Source organism: Leptospira langatensis (assembly GCF_004770615.1).
Classification (GTDB): domain Bacteria; phylum Spirochaetota; class Leptospiria; order Leptospirales; family Leptospiraceae; genus Leptospira_B; species Leptospira_B langatensis.
This window is the reverse complement of sequence record NZ_RQER01000001.1, coordinates 440,636-466,802: the sequence shown is the minus strand read 5'-3', so window position 1 is coordinate 466,802 and position 26,167 is coordinate 440,636. Positions and strand designations below refer to the sequence as shown.

Sequence of the window (26,167 nt, the reverse complement as noted above, 5' to 3'; positions counted from 1 at the left end):
GGATCTAGTATGTATGCTCAAGCGTATCTTACTGACCGGCCTCATTGCCGTACTCGTTTTCTTTCTCTTCCATTGGATAAGCCAATATAGAAGCGAACTACAAGCCCAGGAAATCCAAGACGGAATGTTGCGTCAAGCCGAGGAGATTACCGGGAAACTGAGTCCGGAAGAATTAGTAGGACAGGTCATCCATGTCGCCATTCCTGCGACTACCTTGGATCCGATCGCTAAGAAAGAGATCGAGACCATCAAACCGGGTGGAGTCATCCTATTCGGGAGAAACCTAGGTTCTCAGTCAGAGATCAAGACTTTGAATTCGGCTCTGCAGACAAGCGCATTGGAAAACACAGGACTTCCTCTTCTCATCTCTGTCGACCAAGAAGGAGGAAGAGTGATCCGGGTCAAAGACGGGGTCACACAATTTCCGGGAGCCATGGCCTTAGGCCAGACCAAAGATGCGGATCTAGCAAAGAAAGTTGGTTTCGTAACCTCTTACCAACTCAGAAAGCTTGGCTTGAATTTCCTATTCGCTCCCGATCTAGATATCAACAATAATCCGTTCAATCCAGTGATCAACACCAGATCCTTAGGAAGCAATCTAGAAACAGTCTTAAAAGCGGGGATCGCTTTCGAAGAAGGAGCTAGATCCGGCGGTTCCATTCCTGTTATCAAACATTTCCCAGGGCATGGGGACACAAATGTGGACAGTCATTTAGGACTCCCTAAAATAGAAAAAACATTAGATGAATTGAAAGCGTTCGAACTCATCCCATTTAAGACCGCAATCGAAAACGGAGCGGACGCGGTGATGAGCGCGCATATCGTATATCCTAAGATCGATCCTAATTTTCCTGCCACTCTTTCTTCTAAGATCCTGCAAGATGTACTGAGAAAAGACTTTCAGTACAAAGGGTTGATCATCACAGACGCAATGGAAATGGATGCGATCGACGAGCATTACCAAAAAGAAGATCCAGGCGTCCTAGCTCTTCTTGCGGGAGCCGATATCATTCTCATGACAAGCTGGGGTAAGACTACCGAAGCCATGAGAGATCAAATATTAAAGGCTTATAATAAAGGTTCCTTAATTAGAGAAGGAAAGGACGTTCTAAAAGAAGCAGTCAAACGCCAGATCCTACATAAACTTAAGTACGGGATCGTCTGGGAATTTTCCAAAGAGGAAAAAAAGGGAAAGGCTTCCTCCATCTTCCCGAAAGGATTCTCCGAAACGTTGCAAAACCATTTCATCGAACAAGAGAAGAAGAGAGATCTCTCCTTCTCCGAATACAATTCGGAATTCTTAAACAGGGATGTAAGCAGAAAGTCCATCGTCTCTTTCCCGAAAGGATTTTCTCCTGAAAAGATCTCTTCTTCCGACACCTTGTTTGCTCTAAAGGGCGAGGACTTTTCTTCCGATCTCAAATCGCGTTCTTTAACGAATCTGGATCTCGCTAGTTTAAAAAAGAAACTAGAGAAGAAGGAAGGAAAAAGAGTCGTTCTGACTTCCTTTACCCAACTCGAATTGGATCTTGCCTCTTCCTTAGCGAAGAGGTATCCGAATTTGGAATTCGTACTTCTTCATTATGGGACTCCTTTCTTGGAATTGCCGGAGACCCCAAATCTGAAGATCCTATTCTCCTTCTCCCCGACACCCGAATCTAAAAAGGCATTATTATATTCCGTGTTGGAGAGAAAGGAAGAAATCCCCGTGGTGGACCTGATCTTGAAGCCCAGCAAAAAATCCTCGGCTACGGAAACGGAACAAGAAACGGCGAAGGTAGATCCTTAATTGGAAACGGGATTCCCGGCCATTCGAAAGATCAACCGACCGGGAATCTATGTACACTATCCTTTCTGCGTTCATAAATGCAGCTATTGCGATTTCTTTTCCGAAGGGATAGGCTTGGCCCCTTCTCCTTTAGAAGGAGAATTATTTGCAAAGTATAAGGAAGAATTCCTTACAAGAATAGGAAAATTTCCCGATCACAAAAACATGACCTTCGACACTGTCTTTTTTGGTGGAGGGACTCCTTCCAAAGCCTCTCCGGAAAGATATGCAGATTTTATAAAATTCCTAAAAGAGAATATTCAACTTTCGGAAAATTCGGAAATTACCCTGGAATGCAATCCGGAGGATATTAGTCCGGAATATTTGAGAGGACTGCACGATGCCGGCGTCAATCGGATACATGTGGGGATCCAGTCCTTCTTGCCTAAGAATCTTAAATTCCTGGATCGATACTATGATCCGGAGACCTACCCTAGGATCCTGGAGGCTCTAACTTCTTCTCCCATCCAAAATTTCGGTGCGGACCTGATGTTCGGCGTTCCGAAGCAAACCGAAGAGGAGTTTTATTCCGATGCCGAAGAGGTTCTGAAAGCAGGTGTTTCCCATATCAGTATTTATGCTCTCACTGTAGAAAAAGGAACGGAATATAGTAGAAAGGTTTCTGCAGGGACCGTGCCTCCTCCTACGGAAGAAGTCCAGGAAAATATCCTAATGCATCTTCCTGATTTTCTGGCCGATCGTGGTTTCTTGCAATACGAGGTCTCGAATTATTCCAAACCGGGACTTTATTCCAGACACAATATGAAGTATTGGACATACGAATATTATTTAGGTATCGGCCCTGGAGCTCACGGCTTCCTACCTAGCGGAAGATACTCCAATCCTCGGAATACGAATACCTATTTAAGGAAAATCCAATATGATCCTTACGAAAAGCCAGATATATTTGAAGAGCTTTTAGTTTCTCTATTCAGGATCTTTATGCCAGTAGATCTGAGTGGGTTTTTAGATCTAATTCCGGATCAGAAAGATAGAATATTATGTAAACTTAAAGTAAAGGCCTCCGAAGGGAAATGTTCCCTGGATGGGAATATTTTCCAATGGAATAAGGAGGCGGTCCTGTTTTTGGATTCGGAGATTTTGGACTTAGCTCAAACGGAATAAGGAATCTAAATTCGAAATTTCACGATAGTTCCCACATGAAAATCCTGATCTTTTTTCGTTTGCAAAGATCAGGATTTTATGATAGAGGAAACGCAGGCTTTTCCCACTAGGCGACCCACCTCCACCACCCGATGAGGGTGGGGGCCACCCTACTCCTCGACTCGAAATCTCTCGATCAGTTTTGCTAACTGTTCCGCTTGCATCTTCACTTCTTCCGAGAATGAAGTTAGGTCGTCTGCACCGCTTGCGATCTCCTGGGTCCCTTCCGAGATACTGATGATGGTCTTAGTGATCTCTGTGGTTGCATTCTTCTGTTCATTCACAGCTTCTTCGATCTGGATACTGAAGTTCATGAGTGTATTGGAACTCTTTTGGATCTGGTTCGTATTCGACTCCTGGGTCTTGACGGAACCGAGCACTTTATTGGCGGAAGTCTCGAATTCGTTTACGCTTCCCTTTAGGCGCTTCAGGATCTGAGAGGCTTCTTCTACTTTCGCGTTCCCGTTCGTCACGGCATCATTCGTGGAGTCCACCAGTTCACCGATCTCCTGTACGCTGGCCGAAGTCTGAGAAGCAAGCTTTCCGATCTCTTCTGCGACCACTGCAAAACCTTTTCCTGCCTCGCCGGCACGAGCCGCTTCTATCGCGGCGTTCAGCGCGAGAAGATTCGTTTTTTCCGAGATCTCTGTAATGATCGATAAGATTTCCGTAATTCTAGAGGCGCTTTCTCCGATCTCTCCCATAGCGGTTGTAGAAGCGATCATCGCATTCTCTCCAGTCACTGCCTGCTTTTTGGATTCAGAAGCAAGATGAACTAGGCCTTGCATCTCTCCGTCTATACTTGCGATCTGCTCCTTCAATCGCATCGAGTTCCCATCGATCTCCTTGGTATTCTCGACTGCCCTCTCCATGGATTTCCCCACATTCTGGGCGGACGAAGCAAGTTCCTCCACCGCAGCGGAAGATTCCTCTGCCGCAGATGCCTGCGCTTGCGCGATATCCGAAAAATTACGGGAGGATGTGGACATCTCCTCCGATTTGGATTGTAACTTCTGGGAAGAAGTCCTCATCTCTCGAACCACATTCAAGAGATTCTCTCTCATCTGGTTCATAGAAGTGAACAATGTCCCGATCTCGTCCTGCCTAGGATAATCGTTTACGACGACTAGATTTCCTTTTGCGATCTCATCCGAGAAACCGATCGCCTTCAAGAGTTCGGTACTTACCAATTGTTTAAAGATCAGGTTCAAAGCGACTAGGACGACCAACAGTATGATCAATGTGGAAAGCGCCGTCTCGAAAATAATCTCTCCAATGCTTTCATAATATACCGAATTTGGAATACTAACCAAGAGCGACCAGTGCTTGGGATCCTTTCCGATATGAAAAGGGAAATAATAGCCGGTATGACCGCCTTCTTCAAAGGTAAATCTTTTTCCCTTCTCCACGTTCTCCAAATACATCTTTAACTCTTCAGCGCTCTGGATCTTCTTACCCAGTAAGTCGGAGTTTTCTCCGTTCACCGCATACACACCTACAGGCGAAATGAGCGCAATGAATCCTTTGCCCCGGAAGGGCTTCTTATTTCCTAGCTTCTCCTGTAAGAATTGAAGGTCTAGATCCATTCCAGCGGCGCCATAAAAATGTCCAGGCATACTGATCGGCACAACAAGCGAGATCATTTGGACCGGCTTATTGTTCACAGTATAACTAAACGGACCAACAACCGTAGGCTTGTCAGTCTTCTTAGCGACTTGATAGAAATCTCCGGAGCCGTCCGTGTTCTCATAATCTTTCACAGGTTCCAGATCGATCTTGTCGACTGCCTTGGCCCGATTGACATAAGGAATAAAACGACCAGTTCCATCGTGACCGGGAGCGTTTCTATATAAGAAATCCTTTCCGTCATACGCGTTCGGCTCATAGCAAAGCCACATCCCGAAATAATCCTCATTTCGTTTCAGTACTTCTTTTAGAGTTTGGATGACTTGTTCCCTAGGAGGTGCAGCATACAGCAAAGGAAAACGAACGCCTCGGATCAGCCCCATGAGAGTGTTCAACTGCTCCATGACCTCATAACTCCATCTCTCTGCAGTTACATCCGAGCTTTGCTCCACCTCTTCCCTTAGATTTTGGTAAGCGGAGTAAGAGTTGTAAGTCGCGAGTATCGCAAACGCAACGAATAGAATAACGGAAATATAAAGAGAAATCCGAAGTCGAATGCTCATCTTATTTTAATTTACCTTGAACCTTCCAATTAAATTCGACAACTGCTCCGATTGACCATGCATATCGCCTGAGAAAGTAGTCAGGTCATCCGCACCGTTGGCGATCTCCTGAGTTCCTCCGGATATGCTTAAGATCGTTTTAGTGATCTCTTCCGTTGCGCGTCTTTGCTCGGTTACTGCCTCTTCTATCTGAAGGCTGAAACTCATAAGAGTATTTGCACTCTCAGCGATCTCTTTCGTGTTATCTTCCTGGGTCTTGACAGAAACGAGAACCGCCTTAGCCGATTTATCGAATTCGGCTACTCTATCTTTGATCCTCTGCAGGATACTCGCGGCTTCGCCCATCTTGGTATTTCCGTCCATCACTGCATTATTCGTAGAATTCACTAAGCCGCCGATCTCCTGCACACTACTAGAAGTTTGGGAGGCGAGTTTTCCGATCTCTTCTGCTACTACCGCAAATCCCTTTCCTGCATCTCCCGCACGCGCGGCCTCGATGGCTGCGTTCAAGGCGAGAAGGTTCGTTTTCTCCGAGATCTCTGTGATCAATGATAATATCTCATTGATCCGAGAGGCGCTGTCCCCGATCGCTCCCATCGCTTGATTCGAAGTGTTCATCGCGGATTCTCCCGTCACAGCTTCCTCCTTAGAAGAAGCCGCCAGGCTCACGAGTCCCTGCATTTCCGAATTGATACTAGCGATCTGTTGTTTAAGTAGGATCACGTTCCCATCGATCTCTCTCATACTAGAGACCGCTTTCTGCATGGATTTCCCCACATTCTGTGCAGACGAAGCAAGCTCTTCTACAGCTGCAGAACATTCTTCCGCCGCCGAAGCCTGGGTCTGGGCAACATCCGAGAAATTCCTGGAAGAGGTCGCCATCTTCTCGGCTGTTCCGGCTAACTTAGAAGTGGAGCTGCCGATCTCCAACACCACATTGAATAAGTGCTCCCTCATCTGGTTCATAGCGGACAAGAGTGCCCCTATCTCGTCCTTCCTTTGATAGGAAGAAGATGCCAGAAGATTTCCCTTTGCTATCTCCTCGGAGAAACCGATCGCCTGAAGTAGTCCTGCGGAGATCAGTCTCTGGAAAATAAAATGTAAAACGATCACGATCAAACTAACGATCGCCAAGGATGAGATCGCATTTTGTAAAAGAACACTTACGAGCTCTCGGGTAAATATTGAATCTGGAATGCTGATCTGCATCACCCACTGCTTTTGTCCTTTGCCGATCTTGAATGGAAAAAAGTGATGAGTATAGCCGTCCGATTCGTATACAAAACGGCTATGGCCTTCCGAATTTTCCTGTACTAATTTGAATTCTTCCTGATTCGGGATCGCCTTCCCCACAAGAGAAGGATCTCCACCGTTCGCCGCATAGATTCCCTTGGGAGAGATCAATGCAAGATAGCCTTCACCTCGGAAGGGTTTGATATTTCCCATTGTCTCTTGCAATTGAGCAGTGGTGATATCCATTCCCAAGACTCCCCAAAATTTGCCGTTATTACTAACCGGCACACAAAGTGAGACCATGAGCACCTGCTTTCCACCGGCAAGATAAAGATAAGGATCGGTAACTAGAGGTTCTAGAGTCTTTTTAGGGACCTGATAAAAATCCGCTGAGGCGTCCGTATTCTCATAATTAGTAGAAGGTTCTACAACCGCTTCTCCGCTTTCCTTCACGGAATGTACGTAGGTTACGAATCTTCCGCTAGCGTCATGCCCCTTCGCATTCTTGAACTGATTGTCAAGACCGTCAAAGGCATTCGGCTCGTATACTGCCCACATACCGAACCATTTGGGGTTCCTTCTCAGTATCTCCTTCATCGTATCCACCACTTCCTGTCGCTTCGGATTGGAGAAGATGAGAAGCATACGAAAGCCTCTTGCCATTCCCATCGCACTATCTAGATAATCCTTCACTTCGAATGTGTATCTTTCCGCGCTCAATGCGGAACCGGATTCGATTTCAGCGTGAAGGCTTCTATAAGAGAGAATGGAATTGATCGCTGTCAAAACCGCGAAGCCTAAAAAGAGTACGAGCGAAAGATATAAGGAGATTCTAGTTCGGATACTCATAGGAGGGAATTAGAATAGGAGATACTCGAATAAGGAACAAAAAAACGCTTTTCGGATACGAAATTGTAAAAAAGAAATACCGGCGATCCGGAGAGAACGGGAAAAATCGATTGCGGGTCTTCTGTCTCTAAAATCCAAGAAGAAGAACCCGCTTAAGGACCAAGATTAGGAGTTGCGAACCCTAGGATCTATAACGAAGCGCTATCTGACCGGTACGAGCAATCTCTTCGATCCCGTATTTTTGCATCATCTCTATGAAATGATTCACCTGCCTGGTATTGCCTGAGAATTCGATCGTAAACGTGGTCTTGGTAAGATCTGCGATCCTAGCCTGAAAGACCTCACAGATGGAAATAATTTCTGTCCGGTTTGAATCGGAGCATTGAACTACGACTAAAACCAATTCTCGGCTGATACAATCATGATAGGCCAGATCTTCCACATCGATCACATCGGGCAATTTCAGTAACTGCCTCTTGACTTGCTCGACTACGGAATCGTCCCCTTTCACAACGATTACCATGCTAGAGATCTCCGGATTATCCGTGACCCCGACAGCGATAGAGTCTATATTATAACTTCTTCGAGTAAAAAGGCCGGAGACATGGCTCATCACACCTGGGTGGTTATTCACCAAGATCTTAAGTATATGTTTCATTTTTTACCGGTCCGGAGTGTGTCCGAAAATTCGATCATGTCTTTTTGCGATTTTCCAGCTGGGATCATAGGGAATACTTTCTCTTCCGCTGGGATCATCACTTCTAGGATCCTTGCCTCATCTCCTTCTAAGAAGAAGTCGATCGCCTTCTCCACTTCGGATTTGGTTGCGACCCTCATTCCTTTGATGGAATATGCTTCGCCTAATTTTACGAAGTCAGGATTATAATTCCATTCAGACTCGGAGAATCTTTCCTCATAGAATAATTCCTGCCATTGGCGGACCATTCCTAAGAAGTTATTATTGAAGATAAGGATCTTCACTCCCTTCTTATACATTGCGATGGTCGCAAGCTCTTGGATATTCATTTGGATGGAACCGTCACCCGACACACAGATCACTGTGCTATTCGGATTTCCGAATTTCGCTCCGATCGCGGCAGGAAGTCCGTAACCCATGGTGCCCAGTCCGCCTGAGGTCAGCCATTTGTTCGCTTCGTCAAAAAGATAATATTGTGCGGCCCACATCTGATGCTGCCCCACATCCGTGGAAACGATTGCCTTTCCCTTACTCTTCTCGAATAACTTCTGCAAGAACGCCTGAGGCTTGATGGAATCGGAAGAATCATCGAACTCGAGAGGATGGTTCTTCTTGATCGTATCCAGATACTCCAACCAGGGAGAACGATCCACCTTCTCCACTTTAGGGATGAGTACTTTTAGGACTTCTTTCAAGTCCCCATGTAGAATATGATCCACGGAAACCCTTTTATTGAATTCGGCAGTATCGATATCTATATGAGCTCTTATTGCATTTTCGGCGAATTCTCCAGGCTTTGCCACCCGGTCGTCGAATCTAGCTCCCAAATTTAGAATATAATCACATTCTAATACAGCCTTGTTTGCGTACGCGGTCCCATGCATTCCGAGCATTCCGACTGCAAGCTTATGAGTCCCGGGAAAGGCGCCGATCCCCATAAGAGTTGTGGTAACCGGAATATTCCCCTTCTCCGCAAGCTCCCGGATCTCCTTAGAGGCATGCGCGTTGATCGCACCTCCCCCCACATAGAGAAGAGGTCTCTTTGCCTTATTCAATGCGGCAGCAAACGAATCTAGATCCCCGCTGATCGGAGGTTTTTGGTAATGCCGAGGATTGATCTTTAATTTAGAGGACTTGCGCACGTTCGTGAGCTCGGTCTGTACATCTTTCGGAAAATCCAAGAGCACAGGTCCGGGCCTTCCACCTAAGGCGATCAAGGTGGCCTCCTCGAAATGCCTTGCGATATCGTCCGCCGACTTGATAAGAGCGTTGTACTTGGTGATCGGGATCGTGATCCCGTAAATATCCGCCTCTTGAAAAGCGTCTGTACCGATCGCGTTCGTAGCTACCTGACCAGTGATTGCTAGAATGGGAACCGAATCTAGTCTAGCATCCGTTAAGCCGGTCACAAGATTGGTTGCGCCAGGTCCGGAGGTAGCGATACAGACTCCCAGCTTGCCGGTGGAACGGGCATAGCCTTCGGCCATATGGATGGCTCCTTGTTCATGGCGAACAAGAATATGTTTGATCTTAGTACTTTTATATAGTTCGTCGTAAAAAGGTAGGATAGCGCCGCCTGGATATCCGAAAACGATATCTACTCCGTATTCTTCCAGGAGTTCGACCATCAATCGAGCGCCCGTGATCTTTGCTTCACTTTTCGGCATCTTTTCCTCGTCAGAATCCATTCCAAGCGAAGGAAGGGCCTTGTCAAGGAGGTTCCCCTTTCAGACAAGGCGACACTCTGACACGAAAGATCCGAGCCATCTTGCAGTGCAAAGTACTAGATCCGTATCGCATGTGGGAGGTTCTACACTTCGGTCGAGATCTTCCCTATAACTTTCACATTATTTCAGGAAGCAAAGCGACCAAATTCACGATTTTTTTGCAATTTCAAATTTTCTTTACGGATTTAGTACCAAGGAAAACCTTTACTCATCCGTCAAAATACTGTATTAAATAAAAAATTGAGTAAAGGCCACTACCGGGCCACCATGCTATAAATTTAAAAAGGAACCTTCGGTCCTATGAACGAACCCATCGAAAAAGCCCAAGCCGGAAAGGAAGAAGAAGATTCGAATTTTGCTCAGATCAAGAGCTTAGCAAAAGAAGCCTACCGTTTTCTAGATAGCAGACAGTGGGACAAGGCCGAGTCCAAACTAAAGGAACTGCTCGCGAAGGAGCCCGCCAATACCTACGGCTTAGTCGGAATGGGCGATCTGCATTTCAAACGCAAAGAGTTCCGACAGGCACTGGAATTTTATAATCGCTGTATCAAGGAAGACTCTTCCAATAAATTCTCACTCATGGGTCTCATGAATTGCTATAGAGAGATGAACTTATTGAATCGGGTCATCGAAGTAGCGGAAGAATATAGACATATCACCATTACCGACGCCTCTATTTTAAGTAGAGTTGCAGACGCTCATCGAAAACTCAAAAACTTCAAAGAGTCCGAAGTGTATTACATGCAGGCCTTACAGATCAATCCAAAAGACCAGTATGTGATCGTCGGTCTAGGACATTTATTCTTTGCCTGCCAAAGATACAAGGATGCGATCAGCTGGTGGGAAAAACTTTTAGTCATCCAACCGGATAATATCAAGATCCTTACGGAGATCGGGAACAGTTATCGTAAGATCAAGGACTTCGATGAGGCAATCCGTTATTATAGAAGAGCCGCAGATCTAGATCCAAGGAACTTCTTCGCCCTGTACGGTCTTGCAGAATCGTATCGAGGCAAGAAAGATTTCCGTAAGGCAAACGAGTTCTGGGAAAGGATCCTGGAATTCGATCCTGACAATAAACTCATCATCAATCGTTATGCGGATAGCTTGCGAGGAATGGGAGAATTCGATAAGGCCCTGGAATGCTTCAACCGTATTCTTTCGGAAGGAGAAGATTACTTCGCTCTACTCGGAAAGGCCTCTTCATTGAAGATGAAGGGAGCGAGAGACAAAGCCGAAGAGATCTATTTGGACCTTCACAAGAAATTCCCGATGGATCCTCGTCCAGTCGTGGAACTATCGGAATTGTATTCCGATATGGGGAAACGAGACGATGCAGTAAAATTGTTAAACGACTTCCACAGAAAGCAACCTCTGAACGAAGAAGTGAAGCAAAAACTGGATTCCTTTACGGAATAGCCTAGATCTCCAGGATATTCCTCTTTTCCCTCTCCAAGAAATCAGGGAGAGGGAAAATCCCTTCCATTCCGTTTCTCAAGAACCTGGCCTCGGCCTCCCAATTTCCATTCTTTCTAGTCAGTTCCACATGATGATGCCAAGTATTCCCGTTTTGGTCCTGAAAGATCCGGGGAACCCTGGCTGCATTCACGAATAAGATCCCATCCTTTCTTACCTTCCAGATCCTGGAATGTATCTTTCCACTACGAGAAGAATGGTGCATATGGCCTGCGATCACGACCTTAGGCTTTCTATTTAAAGAAGAAGATACCGAAACGAAATTGCCCAGGTCTTCGTCCCCAAAGTCGCCTGCTTCTTTCCTGAAGTCGCATCCCCAAATATCCTTTGCTCGGACACCTAACCCACTCGGTCCGTTATGCGCCACAACGATCAGATCCCTGACTCCGAGATCGATCTTCTCCGAGAGAGAAAGAAGCAGTCGTTCCGATCCTTGCAAGGTAGAGATCCCGAATCTCTTTTGGATGTATGGAAAAAAACTTAAACCGGATCCCATGGCGAGAGGTCTTGCACCCAAAAGACTGACCCCAGGAATTTCTTCTTGGATGGAATAGCCCAGGGTCCGGATCGGAGCCAGGTATTTCTCGAGAAATCTCATCCTTCGCTCCAAAAGAAAAAGGCTAACTCTGTTTTCGTAGGAACTCCCACCGAACATTTCAAAGAGTCTAGCTAAAATAGAAGGGCCATCGTTATTGCCAGGGATAAGAAAGCCTAGCTTTTGGACCTTCGAGATCCTTCTGGCAACAGGGAGAGAGCTCCGCGCAGGGATCCGCCCCAAGTCCCCGGTGAAGATCAGGGCATCATAATCGCTTTCGGAAAAATATCGAGTATCGGAAGAATTCCAGAAGCCATGAATGTCCCCAACTAATGCGATCTTCAGATCTTCTTTCTCGGCCAAGCTCGATTCCCCTAACCCTTTGTAGTAATCCTCCCGATGAAAAAGAAGAATTTTTTAGTGCATCCTCGAGAACAATTTAGAGTAGAAGAGACTTTTTCTCCGAATCCTCGTCTTCGGGGGTAAGAAACATAAATTCTCAGAATCTCCTTGATTTTTAAGGAAACGCCTGTAACTTGCGCTTATATGGAATGGGAAAAGATTTTACGGGACTCAGTTCGGGACGGTTCAATCAAGGAATTGTATCTCCGAAGAGTTCCGACCCTGAAGACCTGCGACGACTGGAATAAGGTAAAAGAAATCGGCCTGATCGACCATAAAACCAAGTATGCCCACTACAAGGGCGGCCTCGTCAAATTCGGAGAAGGCCTCTTCTTCGTGAGCGAAGAAAGACTGCAGGCTTTAGCCCCTTTCCGCAAATGGGAATTCAAAACGAAGATCAAAGTCTCTCCGGAGTGAGGAATACGCAAACCTAGTCAACTCCGGAGCATCCAAAACCGCTTTCTCAGCGATGAGAGTCGGCCTTTGCGTTCTTCAAACTCTTAGAAAAGTTTACAATAGACCATTATTCTCAGTTGACCAGCATCGAGTTTCGATGGATTTTCTCTTCGATTTCTGGTTCTGGACCTGCCTTATTCAAAATCTTTTTCTATTCTTGGCAAATAAATTCCCGCCGGCAGTCGCTGTGGGTTCCATAAAAGATCTCATTCGTGCCTTAAAGAGCTTCTTCGGAAAGAAATCACACGGCAGAGAGAAAACTCTCTTCTGGATGATCTATCCAATTGCTCTCAATTTGAAACGAGAGAATCCTCTCTGGGGAGCGACAAGAATTCATGCCGAGATTCTATTGTTAGGCTTTAAAGTCTCGCTATCTACTATTAAAAGAATTCTGGATCGTATTCGAAATCTACCGGATCCACTGAAAGGAGTCTCTTCTTGGTTCCAAATGGTCGAGCATATCGGTGAATATGCTCTTGCAATGGACTTTTGTAGAATCAATACATTAACTGGAAATACTTTATTCGCTCTGAACTTCATTCACATACAATCCAGAAAGATCGTTCATTGTAATATCACTACAAACCCTTCTAGAAAATGGGTCTTACAACAAATACAGGAAGCCAAGGCTTCCATTCCTAACTGCTTCTTTCTCATACAAGACAATGATGTTTTATTTTCTGGAAAATTAATCGCAAGCGGCTTGCAAGATTTAGGGATCATTCCTCTCCACACTCCCCTCGCTTCTCCTTGGTATAACTGCTATATTGAAAGATGGAACGGATCTCTTCGGAGGGAATGTTTAGATCATATCCCAATATTTTCCATAAATCATGCACACTCGGTTGTTTCCGAATACATCAATTACTACAACTTTTGGAGACCTCATCTCTCCTTGAACAAAGACTCACCTGCCGGAAGATCGATTTCTTTTCCTTCTGCCTCCTCCAAGATTAACAAACGCAAGGTTCTTGGTGGGTTACATCATATCTACTCTTGGAAAAACGTCGCTTAAGATGAACTCCACTTAACATACGACGGTTTTTGGACTAGGACAACTCCGGGTTCGCTATTCGCTCATCCCTTCGCTGCTATCGCTTTAAGCTATTACCTATTCGTAAGGGTTAGCTCGGGACTTAAAGCCCTACGTATCCCTGTCGCTTTTCGAATGCAAGAGTCCATCTCTTCTAACATCAATCCCTATTCGTTAGAAAATCGTTGTAAAAGAACTTTTGCCTTCTCTCCTCTGCACCGCCGGTGCAGCGAATCTCAGTCTTAGGCAAATACCTCTCTTCTTGGGAGATAATAAATTCTCTAATTCACTACATATATGTCAAATGAATTTGGAAATTTAGTGAATATTGAATCATTATTCCGCTTCAATTAATTGACCAAGCTCTTGGTTTAAATACTTCCCTTCCCGTAAAACTGTTTCGGGATCTGAATCTCTCTTCGGTAAATAGAGTACATCACCTACATATCTTCCATAGATGTCTTTAGATCGGGTCTTAACCACTATTACACTCCCACTGGGAAGTCGTTTCTCCAAAGAACGAAATTGCTTCTTACCATCTTCTGTATCTAGCTCAGAGGCCCATACATTATGCAATCTTACTCGCTGTCTAGTTATTAGCTTCAATCCTAAGTCGATCTGTAAAAGAAGCGTATCCCCGTCTATAACTCGTTCGACTATACCAGGATAGCAATAGAGATAAGAGGGTGTAATACTCTCTACCCTTTCGTATGAGGTGATTTTGCCCTTCTGCTTTAATTTCAGAATATCTCCTTCCTTATACTTGCTTGTATTGGAAAGCTCTTGGTAAAAATAGAATCCAAGATCTAAAAGGAGGGTTTCATTCTTCTTTACTATCTTGAAATGATGCAAGACCCCTTCCGGGCGCCGCCATTGTATTGTTGGAGACTTCCGAGACTCTGACACTTCACGAATTCTTTCACAAAGAACATCTCTACTCCAGGCGTTCTCGATAGCATCTTTCTCTATTTTTTCTCTTAATTCAATATTCTCTATCGAAGAGAGCAGCCTATAATGACTCCAGCTTAACTTAGAACTAAGTTTTACATCACCATAGCACTTGTAAAACTTCTGAGCGTAGAATAATGATCTCTCCGAAAATCCTTTATTTAACTTCCCCTTCAGTTCTTCAGAAATCGTTCTCATCCAACGGCCACTCTTACGCTCCTCTTCCGTTACCTTCTTTTCTGCGTTGGCAAGAATCCTTCCAATTTCTCGATTCGCTTCTAATATTAGATTATTAGAGTTCAAGGCCTTTTCTACCTGCAAACCTGCATAAACCTTAAGGACAGATTCCAACACCTTATTCAAATCGATTTTCTTCATTTACCACTTACAAGCATTCGCTAAAAACAAGAAAAATATTCTATTTTCGTTTATAACTATTTCTTTATTATTTAGTATAAAGGAACTATTTTTCAGAACGATCCATCTAAAATTGGAAAAAACTATTTTCTTCATCAATACTGTTTAAGATTCGAAATCTTGATAGGCGTCGAATTCGGTATAAAGTGAAATAAGGGAGCTATTTCTTAACTTTCATCCTATTATCCAAAGCAATCTAAAATTTACTAAACATTTGACTGCGTATTCAAAAAGATTTTGCGAAATGCATAGATGCGGATGGATTTTTCTCTTTAAATTTGCGTATCTATGTCGGGAAATGATTAATGAACATGAATTATTGTGTTCAAGTGCAAGAGGGTAGCGTCCCAAAAAACCGCTAAAGAAAAATAATGAAGTCAATACATCCTCAATTCATCACTGACGAAAAAGGAAAGAAACTTTCAGTAGTTCTTTCGGTTAAAGAATATAAGGCTTTATTGGAAAATTCAGAAGAGCTTGAAGACATTAAGCTCTACGATGAAGTTAAGGCAAAGAATGACGCATCTGTTCCTTTAAAGGAATACTTAAAAAACCGTAAGAACAAACGGAAGCATGCCTGAGTATTCTGTTCTTCTTTCAAAAACTGTAACCAAGCAACTTGACAAACTTCCAGATCCCATAGCCGGTAATTTGATCGAAGTGATCGAAACTCTTGCGAAGAATCCAAGACCACACGGAGTAAAGAAGTTAAAAGGTAGAGAAGGTTACCGTATTAGAAAAGGTGATTACAGGATTATCTATGAAATCCGTGATCGTCTCCTTATCATCGAAGTTATCGCTATTGGGCATAGAAGAGATATCTACGATTAATTATAATCTATGGTTTACCCCGCTTACAAGTGTCCATGGCCAATTGCTATTTCGCGCAAAATATCTTCAAAAGCGGAATCTATATTCCGCTTTTGTTTATAAATAATTCTTTATCTTTAATGCAAAGGAACTATTTTTTCCTCTATTCCATCCAAATTTGGAAAAGTTTATTTTCCTCATATACAAGAAAACCCGCTTCAACAGCGGGTTTTCTTGGCTTTTTGAGAGATAGGCGCGCGGATCATGAATTAAATCTAAATGACTGAAACATCCCATACGTATTCAGTAGAACAGTACCGAGTTCGTCTTCATTCAAAAATGGAGAGGCAGCTATAAACGCTTCCAATATCACGACTTGGCCATTTTTAAACTCATATGTGAGCTCCTGGGCAATACCAAACGATAGCATCACCATATGAAGACGCTTCTTCTTAACATTCGGCGGAATTTCTATGTGAATGTTGTTCGACAGATCTACCGATTTGATAGTCTCCGGTAACTTTACAAGCTTCATTATTGGAGATTCGTTCTTCAGTCTCTCGAAAGTAAATTTCTTATCTTTCACAATGTAGACTGTCAATACGTGCGTAAGACACGCGTTTCCGCAATTACCATCCTTACCAAAATCGTAAGAAGTAGATCCGTAATTGGGCATGTCTCTTTTCAACACTGTCCAGTCTGAAGGGACTAAAATCGATGCGCCACCATCAAGTTTATTTTCAGCGTAATTCGAATACTTAATTCCTCGAACCTCGTTTGGATCGGAAGATCCTGACGCCGATGGAGTTTGTCCACTCTTACATGTTAACAGCAAAATGCTAAAAAGTATAATTGCTACTATTCTAAATCTCTTAATCTTCAACCTCTCCCCCTTTTACAAGATTGCAGTGCTTTTTCATCTACTTGCTTAGGTTCTTTATCAAATATATTGAATTTTATATAACTGTCAGTTTCATTCAATTTCAAAGTTACCACGTATGTATCTTGCCCGCATTCGTCTAGTGCTTCTATTTTGTCGAATTTATTTATCTCAGAGTCCAATACTGGGGAGTATTTCTGAACAAAAGGAATATTCTCTTTCCCCATTCTTGCGCCAAAATAATAGTAATGACCGCCGAAAACATTCTTAGGGCGTTTTATTATAAGATAGGAGAGAGAATTCCCTGATTTGACTGTTCCAATACCAAGTTTATCAAATTCAATCTGGTCTTGTAGTTTCGTACTCTTTAGTAAAAAATATCCAGAGATTGACCCAACACTAAAAGTAACTAAAAGAAGAAGTAATAATAGCTTGTTAACGTTTTTCAATGAATTACGCTCTAATGAGAATTTCAAAATAAATATATATGAATCACTTCGGAACTTGTTTGTAATATTTCTCTTCCATCGAATTAGAAATGTTACGGACGCAAGTTATATCTTTATACTCACTTTTTTCTCCGAGATATACACTGTTAATTTCCAATGCAACAAGTACATAGTCTTTTTGAAGTCGACTTTTCTTCAGAGCCTTCTTAAGTGCATCGTAATTTTCAATAATCACTTTTTGAAATCCCACTTCGTCCTTTAAAGTCACCTTTTGTTTACCGGATAGCTCTGGAAGACGAAATACCAACGCTCCTTGTTGCTCATGAGCAATCTCATCTGGCACTAAATAGTAAATAGTTACTTCTTTTGGTCTTGCCAGTTCACTAAATATTTTCTTTGAAGATTGATTTCCTGGCTGAATATAAAAAAAGTTTTTATCGCCATCAATATAAGAAAGAACCACTTCCCCAATCCCTTCCGAAGCCACTCCTTCACACCAAGTGCTACCTGCAGCATACGGATGAACACTAAACGCTGAGTAAGAGCATCCGCTAGCCTTCGGCATTTGAAGATGAGAGGAAGCCCATTGTAACGAATCGGTATCGTCTCCTCCGGCCGTTTTAAAAACACCTTGAAAAACCTCGCCGAGCGTTAATGATTTTAAATTTCGTAATGCTTCATTATCCTTAACTTTACGACAATCCTTAGACTGCCGCTTTTCCTCTTGTCCTGATAAACCTAAGGCTACTAAAAAAACAGATAACAATAAAACCTTGTATTTCATTTCCAAGTTATTCCCAATTTATATTTCTTCGTAATTTCAAAATAATTATTTTTTGCATTGTCTCTTGCTTGCTGGTATTCCTTTCTTTTACTAGCAGAAACGCCAGGCTTTAGGCCATTTAAATCGTTTTGAGCTTCCTTCCAAGCAAAACGTGCTTCATTGACTTCCTTCATCTGGGATCGATTTAAAGGACCACCTTCTCTCGGAGCGATAGTATAGCCTACACTAATCGGAAACTTATCGTAGCCATAGTTAACAAATTGACCAGTCTTTTTCTGATCACCACCTTTATAACCACTATTTGCATCCCCATAGGAATCATGGATGACCCAGCCATTCTTATCATAGCCTACAATTGCCACCACGTGACCTAAACCTGCAAAGGAACCAGCAACAACTACAGGTTTATTTTGATCGATCTGGCTCTTTACCCATTCTTTAAATTGCTGATTTTTCTGTTCCTGAAATTGAGCTTTAGCTAAATTATAATTCGACAAGTCATTCTGGTATTCAGTTTCAGATAAGAATTGAGATCTGTCTGGTTCCTTTAACTTAAAAGTGCCTTCACGCAATTTCACCTCACCACCTGTAAACCCGAGAGCAGGGAAAGTGTTATTTACAAAGTCTTCCACTTCAATTTGAGAAGGTTTTAAATTGTCTAATTCCTTGCCAAATATTGCGTTCTCTTTCGCCAACATTACATTCAATCTTCCGAATTCTTGCACCTGTTCGTGCGTCATCTTGAAGCCCATTCCTTCTAAAATGAGTGCTGGTGCAGATGATTGACAGATATGGCCACCTTTTAGATCTCCTTGCTTGTGATCTGGATATTCATGAATTACCACATCGCCTTTGTAAGTAACATCCCTTTGTGTCCGATCCGCATAACCTAAGAGAACTCTTCCACCTTCTACTAATATTGACTTCTTATCAGGAGCCATCCTCGGGCTGCCATCTTCGTTTCTTAAGACGGTGTAGCCCCTTTGCTCAAGAAATCTCATTGCGTAATCTCTATGCAACTGTGGATTCTCGCTCAATGTTGGCAATGTTCCAACCCTATCCGTATCCCCTTTCCAGTTGAAATATCTATCGTAGGTTTTAGTTTCGGGGTAATCTGTATTTTCAGACTGCACCTGGACCGCTTCAATGGTTTTAATCGACTTACCATGTGAGTCTTTGAATCCCGAATCCACTTCCTTAAATGTTAATCGGTCCGTTCTTCCAAACTGATTCTCTTTTGTGAAGAATGAAAAACCTTTAATTTGCTCTTTGGTTCCATTCTTCAGAGTTTTTTCTCCTACAACAATTTCTTCTCTAATCCATTTTTTGCCCTCATGAACAAATTCTGTGCGTTCATAAATCTTCTTAATTCGCTCATTTGGAGTTAAAGAAGTGTCAGCCATAATTCCTCGGATCTTCTCATCATAATTATGCACCAGTAACCCATTCTTGGTCACAAAGTAGCTATGATCTCCCTCGACCTCTATGTTATACACTTTCTCTGGACGGATCACTCTCTCTATCTTAGCAATCCCAGCAGTTCCCTCGTATAACTCGTTCCATGGCGTAACAGAGGCCTTATTATTCAGAGCTACCAATGAAATATTCATGTGAGGTCTATGACTCATCTCTTGCAAGATCGCTGCGTTTTGAATACTGGTCAGAGTAACAGAGCGGTTCTCTTTGGTTAAGAACTTAGCCTGAGTCCAACCCTGTCCTTTGATATAGAATGGGTGGTTCCAGGTTGTCTCTACTTTGGTTCCATTTGTATACGTGATCTGGTAGATTGCTGGGACATCATGAATAAATGTCTCTGTGATCTTGTTATAAGAGAGGATCCCTGTCTTCTCATTGTGAGATAATACATAGTCTCCCACTTTAAGCTTCTCTATCGGGGTGAATCCTGATTTCGTTCTGATTAATGTCCCAGCTACGAAACAAGTATCGAACTCCAATTGACCTTTTTCGTTGACTCGAATACCGCCAGTATCTTTTACACCAAAGGCAAGCATTGCTTCACCCTTGATATTAGACCAGAGCTTCTCGAACACCCCTTCTGCCGATTTGCCTCCTACAACCGCTTCCATTGGACGCTCGGTACTTTGTGATAATGCTTCCGAAGTTTTACGGATCTCTGCTGTAAGCTTCTGCATTCCGTCTTTCTGAGAAACTATCTCTTCTTTATGTTTTTGATACTCACTAAGTAAATGTTCTCCTTCACCCTTAGCCATAATCTCAGTCACTTTTTCACGGCTCATCACTCCGTTCGCTATTAAGTGTTCCCCTACACCACGAATGATCGTCTCCAGTGCAACTGACTTATGCTCTCCTGCAAATTCTTGCGCAATCGAAGTATTGAAATCTCTTTGGAAATTCTCATTCGCTTCTATTTTACCGAATTTATGCGTTTCTGTATTATATCCTAATGACCAGGTATCCGCTCCTCTATACTGTCCACTCGCTCTAAACGTTCCATCATTCGAATAGTTTAACGTTCCGCCTAAACCGTTCCTACCATCAGTCTTGTTGCCTGCATTACCATAGTTGTAAAAAGCTCCTATGCTCGCAGATCCTGTACTACTTGCTGATCCGGTAATACCTATATGGTTATTTCCCTTAGGATTGAAATCATAACCACCATTGACTGTATAACTTCCGCTACCGGCACTATAGTCAAACCCGGCAAACATTCCCTTGGGTAAAGAACTGCCTTCTCCTCCAAAGTTGTAGTTAATATTCAGATCCACACCAGAGCCAGGTGCAAAACTGATCCCACCATTTAAATTGCCAAGCGCACCACTTAAGCCTCCGCCCCAGCCACCTGCTTGTCCATCTTCTCCAAGTAAGATATTACTATTCTGATGAGGCGTCCAAGAGACGTATCCGGTTACTGGCCACTTGTTGATTGCAGTGGCAACACTTAAAACTCCATTAATGAACCCCGCTACGGCTCCATTCGTGCCACCATCTTGATACCCAAAATATGTCTGTGCTCCAACGTCAACCGCACCGACAGAATATTGAATGACAGGCGCTACTTCGTCAAAAAGCATTCCAGCTTCTATTACATCTGAAGCATCAGCAATCGCACCTACATACTCTCCAATTTGAGCTATCACATATTCAAGTGCTTCGGCACCCGCTCCTCCAGATGCAGCTGTGATCACTACAGATGCGGCTAGTTCGACAGCCATCTCAGCTTGATGCTCCCTCGCCTTCTTCTCCTGCTTCTCTTGTTCCTTATGATCGAAATAAGTGGTGAGTAGCTTACTAAGCATCTCTTGCTCTTCAGGTGATCCGTTCGGATCTAACATCTTACCTAAAGCAGTAAAAACTAACTCTCTTTCCTTCTCTTTAACCCAATGCTTGTCTATATTCCCTTGTTGCGACAATGCCTTCAGATCTGCGTGCGTTACATCGTTCGACCAATCTTTCGTCTGTTTATAAAATGCTTTTGCATCTTGTTTTGACAGGATGCCCACATCCTTAAACACATCTGCTACTGTCGTGAGCACTCCTCTTCCGATCTGAGCGATCATCGTTGTGATCCCGCCCTTGAACAGTTGCTTGTCTAAATACTCAAAGCCGGCGACGAGCGGATTCAGTTCAAGAATTCCCTTCTTGTTCATGTCCGCCTTCGCCTGTTGTCTCGTTACATAGTTCCCGACTAGATCGCTGATCTGTGCAATCTGGGCGTCGCTCCATCCGTTCGCGTGTCCATAGATGCTTACATCCGTTCTTGCAATCTGCGCTTGATCTGCATGCCAGGATTTCTGTGCATCCTTATACTCTCGCAGCTTGGTTGCATCTATGTCTTGTCTTAGATTCCCATCTAAGCGTTTCTCATCTGCCTTCGTGATCACGTGCAGATCTCGGAGTCCCTCGCCTGCGAGTTTTACAACGGATCCAACTCCTTCCGCCATGACTCCGCCAAAATCGCTTCCGATTAGCTTCAGTTGCCCTTCTATTCGTCCTAAGGATCCAAAGCCAGATGTCTCGCCAAACTCACGTTCAGCCTGTTTGTTCTTCACATAATCGTATGCGAATCTTTGCATCTGGCTGATTTCATCTTTAGTCCAGCCGTGTTCTTTGCCGTATTGCCCTACTCCAAATACAGCTGTCTGCGCCTGATCCTCTTTCCAGATCTTGATCGCATCCTTATCGTCTTTCAACTTCACTGTGTTGATCGTGTAACGTAAGTCACTATCGAAGTCCTTTTCTTCTCTCTTGGAAATGACTCCTGTATTCCTTAGGTATCTTGCTTCTGCCTGTGCAAAAGCTCCTACTCCTTCCATGATAGGCCCTTCAATCGAGGCCATGAAAGTTTTAATGGTTCCTTCTAATCGGCTGATAGAGAACATGGAACCTCTCATTCCGAGTTCCATCTTCGCATCTCTCTGACGCATATAATCTGTCGCCATCTGTGAGGCGAATTGGATCGTTTGTGGATCCCAGTTTTGGGACTTTCCGTATTCGGTAACTGCTAATCCATAAACTCCAAAGCGATCATTCTTCCATTGCTGCAAAGCTTGCAGATCTTCTTTATAGAACATCCCACCACCGATCTTATAAAGTAGATCCCCTTCTAAGCCCAAGTTCTCTTTCATAAAGTTCAACCCGCTATGGTTCAACTCATGCTGAGCCTCTTTATAAGCCATATGATCCAAGAATCCACCCGACAAGAACGCGGCCACTTCCGGAGATAGATTGAATGTTTTCACAAGAAAGCTAGTCATCACGTTCTGAACGATCTCATGCGCTTCATGTGCCATGAATTGTTGAGTGCTCGCACCACCTAAAACGACCATAGAAACGAAATCGGCGAGGAAATTCGCCATTCCCGCTTGATGCGTAGCTGAATTGGAAGCAAGACCTGCATTCCGATTACTTTGCATATCTAAAGCAGACGCATTCGCCATGAGTGCAGTCGTATAACCGTTATTCACAAAGAAGTCGTTCATGCTCGAAAAGCTTCTTCCGATCGCAGCACTGATCCGGTTACTCGCCTCAGTACTGGAATCAAATACATTCCCTAGGGATGTTCCGCCATATCCTAGGCCGAATGCCGCAGGAGGCCCGATGGTCAAATGCGCAGTATCTTGCCCAAAGCAATAATCCGCCGCGTTAGTTGCGTCCCCTCCGTTACAAACACTTGCATTTCCGTTATAGACTTTTTCGTCTGCGACTATATTTCCGCTATTGTCTACATGAACATTCGAATACTTTAAAGTAGTATAATTACTGCAAGCAGACGAATCCAGATTCTGCCCGCAAATCGAAGTGATATAATTACTAAGCTCAGTAGCGCCACCCTGACAATCTGCTGCAGAAACGCCGCCTAGACAGGCGCTACAATTCTGTCCATTTGCATCGCAATGAACAAAATTCCCATCTTGGTTGATAAGATAGGACTTACCTGCCTCTTCTTTGGTAGAATAATCTCCATGCTGTCTTAAAAGATCGCTCTCTCCGTTCTGAGTGAAAGTCCTTTGGTTGACCATAGAATCGGCAAGCTGTTGCATATAGCTTGCCTTGCTATTCAAAAGAGCGTTATTGGTGGAGGACAATAGAGTTAAGTTCGTGAGTCCCGAAAGAGCAGTGTTGAATGAATTACTGAATGCGCCTAAAAGATTGAAATTCGGCAACCCTCCATCCACATTCACACCCTTCGCCTGGTTCAAAAGAGTACTAAATAATGTGCTCGAATCCAAAGTCGCTGATTGCGAAATATCTGACCCTGAATTCGGAGAACTCAATTTCAGATTACCCAAAAGCTCCTGAGCCAAAGTCCCAGCATCCGACTGGAACTTACCGTCTCTCAGCTTATTGTTGGCTGCCGTAAAATCTGCAGTCGCATCCTTTTGCAATTGGTTCATCTGCGTAAGCCAGGCTGTCTCATTGCTCTGTAGCTTCTGCAATTGGGTCACATAGTCTTGTTGCGCCTGCGCAAGTAAGCCAGTTTCAGTCTTCTGCCAATCCGCATACTGAGATTCAAAAGAACTCACCTGTCCCGTCCAATTCACGATCGAAGGCAGCACATTCTGGGTCCAATTGTACGAAAAGCTTTGCAGCTGCAAATTCAGATCCTGCCAAGTAGCCGCATTCGCATGTGCGTTGTTATTTACTGTATAGTATTTTAAAGTAATCCGGATATCATCCGCCTGTACGATTACAGGGGCAGCACCGTAATCTACTCCAAATACCCCCCAGTTCTGGTATTCTGTATAATCAAAAAAGTTATCTGTACCACCACTATTCCAAGTATGATTATCGCTGAAATATTGCCCATACGCCTGTCCTACATAGCCTGGATCTGCCCAACCGATCATGGCCACCGTATTCAAAGCAAACGGAAAGGCAGAACAACCCGCCCAATCATGACAGGTCAGGGAACATCCAGTAGGCAAAGGCGATCCCTGACCACAAACGAGACTAGGATCATTAATTGCCTGCAAGTTCGTTTCATTTGTCAAAGCCGATACAGAAGTGATCGTAGCACCTGGGGATAAACCTGCAATACTTGATAGGAAACATGCTGAATTAGCATCTTGATTTACTGTACCGCAGGAACCGACTAAGCCTGCGGAATAAGTATTCATCAACCAGTTCGCTACTTCTTCTGAAGTTTCTTTCCCTGTAAGTAAGTTGATTACCTGAAGCGCTAATCCGGCCGCACCTCTGACTTCGCTATTTGATAAACTATTAGTAGAAATTGAGACATCAATATTTTGAGGTTGCGGAGTTAGTCCCGTCTGGTAGGTCGTCACCTGATTCTGAGCAATTGCCTGTTCATTCTGCAAGAAATTCGACATTGAGGTCGCTGCATAGATCAGAGAAGCATCCATGCTTTGGATCTGACAGGTATCCTGGGAAGGTCCGGTCATCGGACAGGTTACGCAATTCGGGTCCGACGAATTACAATTGTTCGCATAATACAATCCTGTTAAAGCACTCGAATTGGTCGCATCCACCACTGCCTGATAGCAAGTATCGTTGGTAGGGCAACTGGCACTCGTCAAAAACTTGGATTGAGAAGAATCGTACCAGCCCGTCACACAATTGCTCGTATCTGCAAGGCAGCTCTGCGGATACGAAAGCATCTGTCCGCTAGTCTTATCAAAGATCGCTAAAGTGGACTTACCGTTGATGATCGCATTCTCTATGCTATTGATCACCTTCTGAAATGCCAACCCGTCAGCGTTCAAGGATGTATGGATAGATACGTTCGGATGGTTCGAATTCGCACTGCAATCATGACCGCTTGGACAAGTCGGGTTCAAATATTGATGATTGATATTATCGTAACGGATCTGAACACAAGTATCCCCGCTCGCACAACTTCCCACGAATTGCTGAGTGGTCGAGTCGTATGTATAATCCGTACAGCTGGTAGACGCGCAAGTGGGGATCACATAACTGGAGCTAGTCGCATCGTACAAAGTACTCGCAGAATTCCAGAACAGATCGTTCCCATTCAAGAATTGCTGGTACCCGTCCAATGTCCCCTTGATCTGCTCCTTCACATTATTCTGATAGGATTGGATCTGAGCCATGTATTGCTGGTACTTTGCTTCTGTACTGTTGATCTGATCCAATAGGTCCTGATAATTCGAATTCAAGGATTGCAATGCCTGCTGATAATTCCAAAGTCCGTTCGACAAATTGGAATTGAACTGTGCATACCATTGTTGTTCCATTTGCAAGAGAGAAGTCTGAGGATCCGTCAAGAAGCTGGTATCCGAATTGGAAGCCCCACCTAACGTAGGACTATTCCCGTTGACCATATCCTTGAATTCCTGATCGAACTGGCCCTTCAAGTTTGCGACCTGAGCCGCATTTCCGTTATAATATGTATCTATAAAAGCGTTTCTCTGCGCCTGGATCGAACTCTCTGCGGAGGTCTGCCAACTGGACAAAAGCGTAGCAGCCTGACTCTCCATCATATCGTACACATAGCTCTTATAATCTTGAACGCTCTGAAAACTATCCTGAGTATTGATCCCTGCGACCGCAGCCTGGATCTGTGCCTGCACCTGTGCCTGCCATTGGGATTGAAGCACCCCATAACTCTGCAGAACGAATGCATCCCAATGAGTGATATCCTGCATCGAATTCGCAACAGAATACGAACCCTGCAATTGTTGCTGCCAATAGGGACTGAAGCTCTGCACATTCAGATCCGGCACACTCACTGACTGTGAGATCACCCTGTCTGAAAATGGAAATACCAATCCGAAAAGCACACACACTAAGGACACAGTCTTCATACGATTCATTCGGAAAACCTTCT

At 43.8% G+C, this 26,167-nt stretch carries 17 protein-coding genes; 7 read left to right on the top strand and 10 right to left on the bottom strand.

The genetic code is table 11. The features are described from left to right. Window positions 1–13: 13 nt before the first annotated feature. Both EHO57_RS02020 and hemW read left to right on the top strand, forming a co-directional pair. Complete coding sequence (locus EHO57_RS02020) at window positions 14–1,789, top strand: glycoside hydrolase family 3 protein (protein ID WP_135647106.1); 1,776 nt, start codon at window positions 14–16, stop codon at window positions 1,787–1,789. Then, window positions 1,790–2,953: a radical SAM family heme chaperone HemW gene (gene hemW, locus EHO57_RS02015; protein WP_135647105.1), complete on the top strand. Its 1,164-nt coding sequence runs from the start codon at window positions 1,790–1,792 to the stop codon at window positions 2,951–2,953. It abuts the gene before it with no gap. A gap of 149 nt (window positions 2,954–3,102) precedes the next feature. Here the strand turns inward: hemW and EHO57_RS02010 are convergent, their stop codons facing one another. The 4 genes from EHO57_RS02010 to ilvB all read right to left on the bottom strand — a co-directional run bounded on the left by EHO57_RS02010 (window position 3,103) and on the right by ilvB (window position 9,627). Next, window positions 3,103–5,181 (bottom strand): methyl-accepting chemotaxis protein, encoded by a 2,079-nt coding sequence (locus EHO57_RS02010; protein ID WP_135647104.1) that lies wholly within the window; start codon window positions 5,179–5,181, stop codon window positions 3,103–3,105. Window positions 5,182–5,187: 6 nt separating this feature from the next. After that, the gene (locus tag EHO57_RS02005; protein WP_135647103.1) at window positions 5,188–7,263 is read right to left on the bottom strand and encodes a methyl-accepting chemotaxis protein; all 2,076 of its coding nucleotides are present in this window, start codon (window positions 7,261–7,263) and stop codon (window positions 5,188–5,190) included. A gap of 181 nt (window positions 7,264–7,444) precedes the next feature. Then, a complete protein-coding gene (gene ilvN / locus EHO57_RS02000; RefSeq protein WP_135647102.1) occupies window positions 7,445–7,921 on the bottom strand; it encodes an acetolactate synthase small subunit in 477 nt (158 codons plus the stop codon). Next, entirely contained in the window at window positions 7,918–9,627 is a 1,710-nt protein-coding gene (gene ilvB / locus EHO57_RS01995; RefSeq protein WP_210410066.1) for a biosynthetic-type acetolactate synthase large subunit, read from the bottom strand. The genes ilvN and ilvB overlap by 4 nt, the downstream gene beginning before the upstream one ends. 360 nt (window positions 9,628–9,987) lie before the next feature. Between ilvB and EHO57_RS01990 the strand changes: the two genes are divergently transcribed. Continuing rightward, window positions 9,988–11,106, top strand: coding sequence for a tetratricopeptide repeat protein (locus EHO57_RS01990; RefSeq protein WP_135647100.1), 1,119 nt, complete (start codon window positions 9,988–9,990; stop codon window positions 11,104–11,106). Between the two features lies 1 nt (window position 11,107). Here EHO57_RS01990 and EHO57_RS01985 read toward each other — a convergent pair whose 3' ends face one another. Next, entirely contained in the window at window positions 11,108–12,061 is a 954-nt protein-coding gene (locus tag EHO57_RS01985; protein WP_135647099.1) for a metallophosphoesterase, read from the bottom strand. A 183-nt stretch (window positions 12,062–12,244) separates the two neighbouring features. On the opposite strand from EHO57_RS01985, the gene EHO57_RS01980 reads away from it, so the two are divergent. After that, window positions 12,245–12,517, top strand: a complete 273-nt coding sequence (locus EHO57_RS01980; RefSeq protein WP_135589129.1) for a hypothetical protein — start codon at window positions 12,245–12,247, stop codon at window positions 12,515–12,517. A gap of 136 nt (window positions 12,518–12,653) precedes the next feature. Then, complete coding sequence (locus tag EHO57_RS01975; protein ID WP_135647098.1) at window positions 12,654–13,571, top strand: integrase core domain-containing protein; 918 nt, start codon at window positions 12,654–12,656, stop codon at window positions 13,569–13,571. A 354-nt stretch (window positions 13,572–13,925) separates the two neighbouring features. On the opposite strand, the gene EHO57_RS01970 is transcribed toward EHO57_RS01975, so the two are convergent. Beyond that, complete coding sequence (locus EHO57_RS01970; protein WP_135647097.1) at window positions 13,926–14,915, bottom strand: DUF1016 N-terminal domain-containing protein; 990 nt, start codon at window positions 14,913–14,915, stop codon at window positions 13,926–13,928. A gap of 410 nt (window positions 14,916–15,325) precedes the next feature. Here EHO57_RS01970 and EHO57_RS01965 point away from each other — a divergent pair, with 410 nt between their 5' ends. Then, entirely contained in the window at window positions 15,326–15,535 is a 210-nt protein-coding gene (locus EHO57_RS01965) for a hypothetical protein (protein ID WP_135647096.1), read from the top strand. After that, the gene (locus tag EHO57_RS01960) at window positions 15,528–15,785 is read left to right on the top strand and encodes a type II toxin-antitoxin system RelE family toxin (protein ID WP_135647095.1); all 258 of its coding nucleotides are present in this window, start codon (window positions 15,528–15,530) and stop codon (window positions 15,783–15,785) included. The genes EHO57_RS01965 and EHO57_RS01960 overlap by 8 nt, the downstream gene beginning before the upstream one ends. A gap of 241 nt (window positions 15,786–16,026) precedes the next feature. On the opposite strand, the gene EHO57_RS01955 is transcribed toward EHO57_RS01960, so the two are convergent. The 4 genes from EHO57_RS01955 to EHO57_RS01940 are packed head-to-tail and all read right to left on the bottom strand — an operon-like array spanning window position 16,027 to window position 26,153. Next, the gene (locus tag EHO57_RS01955; protein WP_135647094.1) at window positions 16,027–16,647 is read right to left on the bottom strand and encodes a hypothetical protein; all 621 of its coding nucleotides are present in this window, start codon (window positions 16,645–16,647) and stop codon (window positions 16,027–16,029) included. Beyond that, the gene (locus tag EHO57_RS01950; RefSeq protein ID WP_135647093.1) at window positions 16,644–17,093 is read right to left on the bottom strand and encodes a hypothetical protein; all 450 of its coding nucleotides are present in this window, start codon (window positions 17,091–17,093) and stop codon (window positions 16,644–16,646) included. Before EHO57_RS01950 ends, EHO57_RS01955 begins: the two co-directional genes overlap by 4 nt. A gap of 43 nt (window positions 17,094–17,136) precedes the next feature. Continuing rightward, window positions 17,137–17,877 (bottom strand): NADase-type glycan-binding domain-containing protein, encoded by a 741-nt coding sequence (locus tag EHO57_RS01945; RefSeq protein WP_135647092.1) that lies wholly within the window; start codon window positions 17,875–17,877, stop codon window positions 17,137–17,139. Beyond that, entirely contained in the window at window positions 17,874–26,153 is an 8,280-nt protein-coding gene (locus EHO57_RS01940; RefSeq protein ID WP_135647091.1) for a TIGR04388 family protein, read from the bottom strand. Before EHO57_RS01940 ends, EHO57_RS01945 begins: the two co-directional genes overlap by 4 nt. Window positions 26,154–26,167 lie beyond the last annotated feature (14 nt).

Excerpts from the sequence above, each read along its gene's own strand:
- EHO57_RS02020 (WP_135647106.1), top strand. The coding sequence starts at position 14 with ATGCTCAAGCGTATCTTACTGACCGGCCTCATTGCCGTACTCGTTTTC.
- EHO57_RS02010 (WP_135647104.1), bottom strand. The coding sequence starts at position 5,181 with ATGAGCATTCGACTTCGGATTTCTCTTTATATTTCCGTTATTCTATTC.
- EHO57_RS02005 (WP_135647103.1), bottom strand. The coding sequence starts at position 7,263 with ATGAGTATCCGAACTAGAATCTCCTTATATCTTTCGCTCGTACTCTTT.
- ilvN (WP_135647102.1), bottom strand. The coding sequence starts at position 7,921 with ATGAAACATATACTTAAGATCTTGGTGAATAACCACCCAGGTGTGATG.
- ilvB (WP_210410066.1), bottom strand. The coding sequence starts at position 9,627 with ATGCCGAAAAGTGAAGCAAAGATCACGGGCGCTCGATTGATGGTCGAA.
- EHO57_RS01990 (WP_135647100.1), top strand. The coding sequence starts at position 9,988 with ATGAACGAACCCATCGAAAAAGCCCAAGCCGGAAAGGAAGAAGAAGAT.
- EHO57_RS01980 (WP_135589129.1), top strand. The coding sequence starts at position 12,245 with ATGGAATGGGAAAAGATTTTACGGGACTCAGTTCGGGACGGTTCAATC.
- EHO57_RS01975 (WP_135647098.1), top strand. The coding sequence starts at position 12,654 with ATGGATTTTCTCTTCGATTTCTGGTTCTGGACCTGCCTTATTCAAAAT.
- EHO57_RS01970 (WP_135647097.1), bottom strand. The coding sequence starts at position 14,915 with ATGAAGAAAATCGATTTGAATAAGGTGTTGGAATCTGTCCTTAAGGTT.
- EHO57_RS01965 (WP_135647096.1), top strand. The coding sequence starts at position 15,326 with ATGAAGTCAATACATCCTCAATTCATCACTGACGAAAAAGGAAAGAAA.
- EHO57_RS01960 (WP_135647095.1), top strand. The coding sequence starts at position 15,528 with ATGCCTGAGTATTCTGTTCTTCTTTCAAAAACTGTAACCAAGCAACTT.
- EHO57_RS01945 (WP_135647092.1), bottom strand. The coding sequence starts at position 17,877 with ATGAAATACAAGGTTTTATTGTTATCTGTTTTTTTAGTAGCCTTAGGT.
- EHO57_RS01940 (WP_135647091.1), bottom strand. The coding sequence starts at position 26,153 with ATGAATCGTATGAAGACTGTGTCCTTAGTGTGTGTGCTTTTCGGATTG.